This window comes from Thermus sp., assembly GCF_056332225.1.
In genome coordinates this window covers 52102-60473 of record NZ_JBWGQW010000002.1, presented here as the reverse complement: position 1 = coordinate 60473, position 8372 = coordinate 52102, and the positions used below count along the sequence as shown (strand labels likewise).

Sequence of the window (8372 nt, the reverse complement as noted above, 5' to 3'; positions counted from 1 at the left end):
TCCTGGTAAACCTCCCCCTCAAGAAGCTCCACCCCCCTCTCCGGCAGGGGAAGCTTTAGGAACTCCTCCAGGCGGAAGCGGTAGGGCCGGACCATACCCCTACTTTAGCAGGGTGAGGAGCACGGCCTTGGCGGTGTGGAGGCGGTTCTCCGCCTGGTCAAAGACCCGGCTCCTATCCCCGTGGACCGCCTCCTCCGTGGCCTCCTCCCCGTAGTGGGCGGGGAGGCAGTGGAGGAAAATCCCCTCGGGGCGGAGGAGCTGGATGAGCTCCCCATTGACCTGGAATCCCTGGAAGTCCCGAAGGCGCTTCTCCCTCTCCGCCTCCTGGCCCATGCTGGTCCAGACGTCGGTGTAGAGGGCGTGGGCCCCCAGGGCGGCCTCCTTGGGGTCGTGGGTGAGGTGGGCCCGGGCCCGCCGGAGAAGCTCGGGTTCGGGCTCGTAGCCCTTGGGGGTGGCGACCCGCACCTTTAGGCCCACCAGGGGAGCCACCTCGAGGAGGGAGTTCAGGACGTTGTTCCCGTCCCCCACCCAGGCCACCTCGAGGCCCGCAAGCCCCCCGAAGACCTCTTTCAGGGTGAGGAGGTCGGCCAGGGCCTGGAGGGGGTGGGCCCGGTCGGAGAGGGCGTTCACCACGGGGACCCTGGCGTGGCGGGCCAGGGCCTCCACCGTCTCGTGGCGATGGACCCGGGCGGCGATCCCCTCCACGAAGCGCTCCAGGTTCTTGGCGATGTCCCGCACGGGCTCCCGCTCCCCGATGCCCACCTGCTTCTGGTCCAGGTAGAGGGCGTGCCCCCCCAGGTGGAGCATGGCCACCTCGAGGGTGGTCCTCGTGCGCAGGGAGGGCTTCTCAAAGAGGAGGGCGAGGACCTTTCCCTTGAGGTCCTCCCCCCGGTAGCGCTCCCGCTTCAAGGCCTCCGCCAGGTCCAAAAGGGCCTGAAGCTCCTTGGGGCCGTATCCCGAAAAGTCCAGTAGGTCCTTGGGCCGGGCCAGGGCGTCTCCCGCCATGAGGCTTATAGGATAACGCAAGGATGCAAACTTATGCAAGAGGTGGAGCCGAGCGGGACGGGATGATAAAATGATTCCGCCTCCGAGCCCAGAAGACCCTAGGGGCCTTCTGGGCCGGGCCTTAGGGCCCCGGGGTGGTGGGGGCGACCCCGCCGCCTGCCGCGGTCGCAAAGGAGGTGGGCATGAAAAGGGCAAGCCTTTGGGTACTCCTTCTTTTGGGTTCGGCTCTGGCGCAGACGGTGCGGGTGGTGGCGGCCTCGGACCTGCAGTACGCCCTTACTGAGGTGGCCCAAGCCTTTGAGCGGAAAAACCCTGGGGTGAGGGTGGAGCTCCTCTTCGGCTCCTCGGGCAAGTTTTACACCCAGCTCACCCAGGGCCTCGAGGCCGACCTCTTCTTCTCCGCCGAAAAGGCCTACCCCGAGCTTTTGGAGCGGAGGGGCCTCGCCGAGCCCGGCACCCGGAAACCCTACGCCATCGGGCGCGTGGTCCTTTGGGTGGACAAAAGCCTCGGCTTAAAACCTGGACCCCAAACCCTCCTGGACCCCAGGGTGACCAAGGTGGCCCTGGCCAACCCGGTCCACGCCCCTTATGGCCGGGCCGCCGTCACCCTCCTGGAGCACCTGGGGCTCCTTAAACGCCGTCCCCTCACCCTCCCTGGCCTGGGCAAGCCTTTCGCCCAGCTCTCCTGGGAGGAAATCCCCTGGGAAGAGCTCACGGGGGGGGTGGAGGCCTACTGGGACGCCGGCCCCTTGCGCCAGGGCAAGAAGGACTTCACCTTCGTCTACGGGGAGAACATCGCGCAAGCGGCCCATCTCGCCCTCCACGCCACCCGGGTAGGGGTCCTAGCCCTCTCCCTAGCCCTTCACCCAGACCTGGCAGGGCCCGGGGAGTACTGGCTTGCCCCCCTGGGAAGCCACCTCACCCTGGAGCAGGACTACGTGGTCCTCAAAGGGCGGCAGCGCCCCGAGGTTCTGGCCTTCTACCGCTTCGTGGGAAGCCCGGAAGCCAGAGCCGTCTTCCGGCGCTACGGCTTCCTCCTGCCGGGGGAGTAGGGTGGACCCCCTCTTCTTTACCGCCCTCCAGCTCTCCCTAAAGGTAGCCTTTTGGACCTCCGGCCTCCTCCTCCTCCTGGGGGTTCCCCTGGCCTGGTTCCTGGCCTTCCGCTCCTTCCCGGGAAAGCCCCTCCTGGAGGCGGTCTTCCTCCTGCCCCTGGTCCTCCCCCCCACGGTCTTGGGCTTCTACCTCCTGCTCTTCCTGGGGCCGGAAGGCCCTTGGACCCGCCTCACCGGGCTTTCCTGGGCCTTCCGCCTCGAGGGACTGGTCCTCGCCAGCGTCCTCTTCAGCCTGCCCTTCGCCCTCACCGCCTACCGGGAGGCCTTCCTGGCCCTGGACCGGAACCTCCTGGAGGTGGCCCGCACCCTGGGAGTCCCCCGCCTCAAGGTCTGGACCCAGGTGGTCCTGCCCCTCGCCTGGCCCGGCCTCCTCTCGGGGACCCTCCTGGCCTTCGCCCACACCCTGGGGGAGTTCGGGGTGGTGCTCATGGTGGGGGGCTCCATCCCGGGGAAGACCCAGATGGTGAGCATCTACCTCTACGACCTGGTCCAGGCCCTGCGCTTCCGCGAGGCGGCGGAGGCCGCCCTGGTCCTCCTCCTCCTAAGCCTCCTCCTCCTGGCCCTGGCGCGCATCCTGGAAGCCAAAGGACGGGCATGGAAGTCCACTACCGCATAAGGAAGCCCATCCGCCTCGAGGCCCGCTTCCGAATCGCGGGGTTCACCGTTCTCCTGGGGGAAAGCGGGGTGGGCAAGACCACCTTGCTCAAGGCCTTAGCCGGCCTTCTCCCCGCCGAGGGGCACCCCTTCTCCGGGCTTCCCCCCGAGCGAAGGCCCGTAGGCTACCTGCCCCAGGACCTGGCCCTCTTCCCCCACATGACCGCCTGGGAAAACGTGGCCTTCCCCCTCAAGGGGCGAAACCGCAAGGAGCGGGCCTTGGCCCTCCTGGAGCGGGTGGGGCTCCTGGAGCACGCCCACAAGCGCCCGGGCCAGCTTTCCGGGGGGCAAAAGCAGCGGGTGGCCCTGGCCCGGGCCCTGGCCCGAAAGCCCGAGCTCCTCCTCCTGGACGAGCCCACCAGCGCCCTGGACCCCCTGACCCGGGGGCAGGTGCTCTCGGAGCTGGTGGACCTCCTCCGCCGGGAGGGCCTCCCCGCCCTGGCGGTGAGCCACGACCCAGTCCTGGCCGGCATGGCCGACTGGTTGGCGGTGCTGGGGCGGAAGGGGGTGCTCCAAGAGGGGCCGCCGGAGGAGGTCATGGCCGCCCCCGCCCGGGTGGAGGTGGCGAGGCTTCTCGGGTACGAGAACCTCTTTCCCGTGCGGGTGGTGGAGGGCGGGGTGGAGCGGGAAGGGGTCCGCCTCCGCCTTCCCCTCCCCCCCTGGGCTAAGCCGGGAGGAGAAGCCTGGCTCGGAATACGGGCGGCGGAGGTCCTGGTGGTGCGCCAGGACCGCCCTCCACCCCCGGAAAACGTCTTGGAAGGCCGGCTAGAACGCCTGCACCTGGAGGGGCTGGCCTACCGGGGCCTCCTCCGCGGGCCCCTTTCCCTGGAAATCCTCCTGCCTCGGCACGTCCAGGAAAGGCTCCGCCTCCAGCCGGACCAGCCCCTCCGGGTGGCCCTCAAGCCCCGCTACCTGCACCTGATGCCGGGCGAGGCGGAGGAGTAGCCCCAGGGGAAGCCCGAACTTGTTCCACACCCCCTTTAGGAAAAAGCGGGCCTGGGAGCGCTCCACGTCCAGATACCGGGCGAGGCTTCTGGGCTCCGGGGGCACCCCCCGGCCCAGGGCCAAAAGGACCGCCGCCTCCCCAGGGAGAAGCCGGGCGCCAAAACGCCCCTTCAGGCCCTCGGGAAGGCTTTTCGGGTCGTCCCTCCGGGTAAGGAAGGCGTAGGCCCTGAGATCGTAGCCCCGGAGCCCCCTTGGGGTGAGCCAAAGAACCCCCTGGCCCCGCTCCAGCTGGTCCAGCCCCGAAAGGGGCAGGCCCATGCCCTCGTTCCAGGAAAGGGAGAAGCCCCGAGGAACCAGCGCCTCGTAAACCTGAGCGTAAAGGTCCAGATTCTGCGTAAAAAGCGCTACCTGCAACGCCACACCTCCTTTCGCCAAAGGACCTATGGGCCGAAAAACCCCTTAGGCCAGGGCGAAAGGAGGGGCCCTGGGGACCAGGGCTTGGGGATGGGGGAGGCGGTGCCCGGGAAGGGGGGCGGTACGTTGGGGAAGCGCCTTAAGAGGGCGTGGCGGGGCGGGCGCCGCCACCGGGGGGAGGCCCGGAGCCACCTGGAGGCCGCAGAAGAGGGAGTGCTCCACGGAGCGCTCCTCCCCCGGGGCCTGGCAGAGGTCGGCCCTCAGCCCCGGGTTCTGCACCCGCATGAGGTACATCTGCAGGGCCACCCCGGTGGAGCCCGCCAGGGTGAGAAAGAGGTAAAGGGCTACCAGGAGCCCTCTCTGGCGCACGCCTCCAGCATAGAGGAGGCCCACGCCCAGGCGCAAGAGGTTGTGTAGAGTGGAGGGGTATGGCGGTTCGGGGCACCAAGGACCTCTTCGGCAAGGAGCTCAGGCTCCACCAGCGCATCGTGGCCACCGCCCGCAAGGTCTTGGAGGCGGCAGGAGCCCTGGAGCTCATCACCCCCGTCTTTGAGGAGACCCAAGTGTTTGAAAAGGGGGTGGGCGCTTCCACCGACATCGTGCGCAAGGAGATGTTCACCTTCCAGGACCGGGGCGGGCGCTCCCTCACCCTCCGCCCCGAGGGCACCGCCGCCATGGTCCGGGCCTACCTGGAGCACGGGATGAAGGTCTGGCCCCAGCCCGTGAGGCTCTGGATGGCGGGGCCCATGTTCCGGGCCGAGCGCCCGCAAAAAGGGCGGTACCGCCAGTTCCACCAGGTGAACTATGAGGCCTTGGGCTCGGAAAGCCCCATCCTGGACGCGGAGGCCATCGTCCTCCTCTACGAGTGCCTGAAGGAGCTCGGGCTTAGGGGGCTTTCGGTGAAGCTCTCCTCCGTGGGGGACCCCGAGGACCGGGCCCGGTACAACGCCTACCTCAAGGAGGTCCTCAGCCCCCATCGGGAGGCGCTTTCCGAGGACTCCAAGGAGCGCCTCTCGCTCAACCCCATGCGCATCCTGGACTCCAAAGACCCCAAGGACCAGGCCCTCCTCGAGGAGCTTGGGGTGAGGCCCATGCTGGACTTCCTCGGGGAGGAGGCCAGGGCCCACCTTCGGGAGGTGGAGCGCCACCTGGAAAGGCTTTCCATCCCCTACGAGCTGGAGCCCGCCCTGGTGCGGGGGCTGGACTACTACGTGCGCACCGCCTTTGAGGTGCACCACGAGGAGATCGGGGCCCAGTCCGCCTTGGGGGGCGGGGGGCGGTACGACGGGCTTTCCGAGCTTCTGGGCGGGCCCAGGGTCCCAGGGGTGGGCTTCGCCTTCGGGGTGGAGCGGGTGGCCCTGGCTCTCGAGGCCGAGGGCTTCGCCCCCCCGGAGGAAAGGGGCCCCGACCTCTACCTGGTTCCCCTTCTGGAAGCGGCGGTGGAGGAGGCCTTCTACGTGGCCGAGATCTTGAGGCCGAGGCTTAGGGTGGAGTACGCCCTCTCCCCGAGGAAACCCGGCAAGGGGGTGGAGGAGGCCTTGAAGCGGAAAGCGGCCTTCGCGGGGTTTTTGGGGGAAGAGGAGCTTAGGGCGGGCGAGCTCACCCTGAAGCGCCTGGCCACGGGGGAGCAGGTGCGCCTCCCCTACCCCGAGGTGGCGGCCTTTCTCCTCGCGAGCCTGGCATGAGAATCCGGTAAGCTTGGGAGGATTATGCGCCGCACCCACTACGCCGGAAGCCTGAGGGAAGCCCACGTGGGCGAGGAGGTGGTCCTCGAGGGCTGGGTGAACCGCCGCCGCGACCTCGGGGGGCTCATCTTCCTGGACCTGAGGGACCGGGAGGGCCTGGTCCAGCTGGTGGCCCACCCGGAAAGCCCCGCCTACCCCGTAGCCGAGCGGGTGCGCCCCGAGTGGGTGGTGCGCGCCTGGGGCGTCGTGCGCCTCCGCCCCGAGCCCAACCCCCGCCTGGCCACGGGGGCGGTGGAGGTGGAGCTCAAGGCCCTCGAGGTCCTCGCCGAGGCCAAGACGCCCCCCTTCCCCGTGGACGCGGGCTGGCGGGGGGAGGAGGAGAAGGAGCCCCATGAGGAGCTCCGCCTCCGGTACCGCTACCTGGACCTAAGAAGGCGCCGGATGCAGGAGAACCTCCGCCTGCGCCACCGGGTCATCAAGGCCATCTGGGACTTCCTGGACCGGGAAGGCTTCGTCCAGGTGGAGACCCCCTTCCTCACCAAGAGCACCCCCGAGGGAGCCCGGGACTTCCTGGTGCCCTACCGCCACGAGCCCGGCCTCTTCTACGCCCTGCCCCAGTCCCCCCAGCTCTTCAAGCAGATGCTGATGGTGGCGGGGCTGGACCGCTACTTCCAGATCGCCCGCTGCTTCCGGGACGAGGACCTCCGCGCCGACCGCCAGCCCGACTTCACCCAGCTGGACCTGGAGATGAGCTTCGTGGAAGTGGAGGACGTGCTGGAGCTCAACGAGCGCCTCATGGCCCACGTCTTCCGCGAGGCCTTGGGGGTGGAGCTTCCCCTCCCCTTCCCCAGGCTCTCCTACGAGGAGGCCATGGAGCGCTACGGCTCCGACAAGCCCGACCTCCGCTTCGGCCTGGAGCTTAAAGAGGTGGGCCCCCTCTTCCGGGAGAGCGAGTTTCGGGTCTTCCGGGAGGCGGAACGGGTGAAGGCCCTCGCCGTCCCCAGGGCCCTTTCCCGCAAGGAGATCGCGGAGCTTGAGGAGGAGGCCAAAAGGCACAAGGCCCAGGGCCTGGCCTGGGCCCGGGTGGAGGAAGGGGGCTTCTCGGGAAGCGTGGCCAGGTTCCTGGAGCCCGTCCGGGAGGCGCTCCTTAAGGCCACGGGGGCGGGCCCTGGGGACACCCTCCTCTTCGTAGCCGGGCCCCGCAAGGTGGCGGCGGAGGCCCTGGGCGCGGTGCGGCTTCGGCTTGCGGACCTTCTAGGCCTCAAGCGGGAGGGCTTCCGCTTCCTCTGGGTGGTGGACTTTCCCCTCCTGGAGTGGGACGAGGAGCGGGGGGGGTGGACCTACATGCACCACCCCTTCACCAGCCCCCACCCCGAGGACCTGCCCCTTTTGGAGGAAGACCCCGGGCGGGCGCGGGCTTTGGCCTACGACCTCGTCCTCAACGGCGTGGAGGTGGGCGGGGGGTCCATCCGCATCCACGACCCCGGGCTCCAGGCCCGGGTCTTCCGCCTCCTGGGCATTGGGGAGGAGGAACAGAAGGAGAAGTTCGGCTTTTTCCTGGAAGCCCTCCAGTACGGGGCCCCGCCCCACGGGGGCATCGCCTGGGGGCTGGACCGGCTCCTCGCCCTCATGACGGGAAGCCCCTCCATCCGCGAGGTCATCGCCTTCCCCAAGAACAAGGAAGGAAAGGACCCCCTGACCGGCGCCCCGAGCCCCGTGTCCGAGGAGCAGCTTAGGGAGCTCGGCCTCCAGGTGATCCGCCATGGCTAGGATCCCGTACATTCTGGTAGACGCCTTTGCCCCCGCCCCGGGAGCGGGCAACCGGGTGGCCATCGTGCTGGACGCCCGGGGGATGGGCCTAGAGGAGATGCAGGCCATCGCAAGGCGCCTGGGGGAGGCGGAGACCGCCTTCCTCACCGAAAGGAGGGAGACGGTCTTCGGGGTGCGCTTTTTCACCCCAAAGGAGGAGGTGGAGTTCTCCGGCCACGCGGCGGTGGCCCTGGGCCTAAGCCTGGTGCGCCTGGGCCTGGCGCCCGAGGGGATAGGGCGGCTTTACCTCCACACCCCCACGGAGGCCCTTCCCGTGGAGATCGTGTACGAGGGCGGGGCCCCTGTAAAGGCCCTGGTGCGGGGACCTTCCCCCCGCTTCCGCGACCTGCCCCCCTTTGAGGCCTTGAGGGCGGCCCTCGAGGCCTTAGGCACCAACGAGCGCTACCTGCACCGGGGCCTCCCCTACGGCATCGCCTACACCGGGCTTTGGAGCCTCTTCGTGCCCCTCATCGCCCCCGGCGTGGTGGACGCCCTGGAGCCGGAGATGCCCGCCCTCTTGGAGGTTTCCCGCAAGCTGGAGGTGGCCACGGTCCACGCCTACGCCCCCATGGGCCCGAGGAGCTTCTACGCCCGGGACTTCGCCCCCCTCCTCGGCATCCCCGAGGACCCGGTGACGGGCTCGGCCAACGCCGCCCTGGGGGCCCTCCTCGCCCGGGCGGGGGTGGTGCCCAAGCGGGAAGGACGGGTGCAGCTCACCGTCTACCAAGGCCACCGCCTGGGCAACCCG

Annotated in this window: 8 protein-coding genes and 1 riboswitch; of the genes, 6 read left to right on the top strand and 2 right to left on the bottom strand. The window is 69.2% G+C overall.

Translation table 11 applies throughout. The features are described 5' to 3' along the window. Positions 1-99 precede the first annotated feature (99 nt). Complete coding sequence (argF, locus tag AC01Y6_RS00975; protein ID WP_428715626.1) at positions 100-1005, bottom strand: ornithine carbamoyltransferase; 906 nt, start codon at positions 1003-1005, stop codon at positions 100-102. Positions 1006-1073: 68 nt separating this feature from the next. Beyond that, a riboswitch (molybdenum cofactor riboswitch) is annotated at positions 1074-1195 on the top strand. Between argF and modA the strand changes: the two genes are divergently transcribed. The 3 genes from modA to AC01Y6_RS00960 all read left to right on the top strand — a co-directional run bounded on the left by modA (position 1188) and on the right by AC01Y6_RS00960 (position 3716). Then, the gene (modA, locus tag AC01Y6_RS00970; RefSeq protein ID WP_476669841.1) at positions 1188-2057 is read left to right on the top strand and encodes a molybdate ABC transporter substrate-binding protein; all 870 of its coding nucleotides are present in this window, start codon (positions 1188-1190) and stop codon (positions 2055-2057) included. Its footprint overlaps the riboswitch before it by 8 nt. A gap of 1 nt (position 2058) precedes the next feature. Beyond that, positions 2059-2733, top strand: coding sequence for a molybdate ABC transporter permease subunit (gene modB / locus AC01Y6_RS00965; protein WP_347242031.1), 675 nt, complete (start codon positions 2059-2061; stop codon positions 2731-2733). Next, on the top strand, positions 2712-3716 hold the full coding sequence (locus AC01Y6_RS00960) for an ABC transporter ATP-binding protein (RefSeq protein WP_347242030.1): 1005 nt from the start codon (positions 2712-2714) through the stop codon (positions 3714-3716). Before modB ends, AC01Y6_RS00960 begins: the two co-directional genes overlap by 22 nt. Before the next feature lie 459 nt (positions 3717-4175). Here AC01Y6_RS00960 and AC01Y6_RS00955 read toward each other — a convergent pair whose 3' ends face one another. After that, entirely contained in the window at positions 4176-4499 is a 324-nt protein-coding gene (locus AC01Y6_RS00955) for a hypothetical protein (RefSeq protein ID WP_347242029.1), read from the bottom strand. A gap of 59 nt (positions 4500-4558) precedes the next feature. Between AC01Y6_RS00955 and hisS the strand changes: the two genes are divergently transcribed. The 3 genes from hisS to AC01Y6_RS00940 all read left to right on the top strand — a co-directional run. Then, positions 4559-5815 (top strand): histidine--tRNA ligase, encoded by a 1257-nt coding sequence (gene hisS, locus AC01Y6_RS00950; protein WP_476669838.1) that lies wholly within the window; start codon positions 4559-4561, stop codon positions 5813-5815. Between the two features lie 24 nt (positions 5816-5839). Next, a complete protein-coding gene (gene aspS, locus AC01Y6_RS00945) occupies positions 5840-7585 on the top strand; it encodes an aspartate--tRNA ligase (RefSeq protein ID WP_476669836.1) in 1746 nt (581 codons plus the stop codon). Next, on the top strand, positions 7578-8372 hold a 795-nt coding region (locus AC01Y6_RS00940), incomplete at its 3' end, for a PhzF family phenazine biosynthesis protein (RefSeq protein ID WP_476669834.1). The genes aspS and AC01Y6_RS00940, both read left to right, overlap by 8 nt.

Bases quoted from the DNA above. Each gene is read 5' to 3' on its own strand.
- argF (WP_428715626.1), bottom strand. From the start codon at position 1,005: ATGGCGGGAGACGCCCTGGCCCGGCCCAAGGACCTACTGGACTTTTCG.
- modA (WP_476669841.1), top strand. From the start codon at position 1,188: ATGAAAAGGGCAAGCCTTTGGGTACTCCTTCTTTTGGGTTCGGCTCTG.
- AC01Y6_RS00960 (WP_347242030.1), top strand. From the start codon at position 2,712: ATGGAAGTCCACTACCGCATAAGGAAGCCCATCCGCCTCGAGGCCCGC.
- hisS (WP_476669838.1), top strand. From the start codon at position 4,559: ATGGCGGTTCGGGGCACCAAGGACCTCTTCGGCAAGGAGCTCAGGCTC.
- aspS (WP_476669836.1), top strand. From the start codon at position 5,840: ATGCGCCGCACCCACTACGCCGGAAGCCTGAGGGAAGCCCACGTGGGC.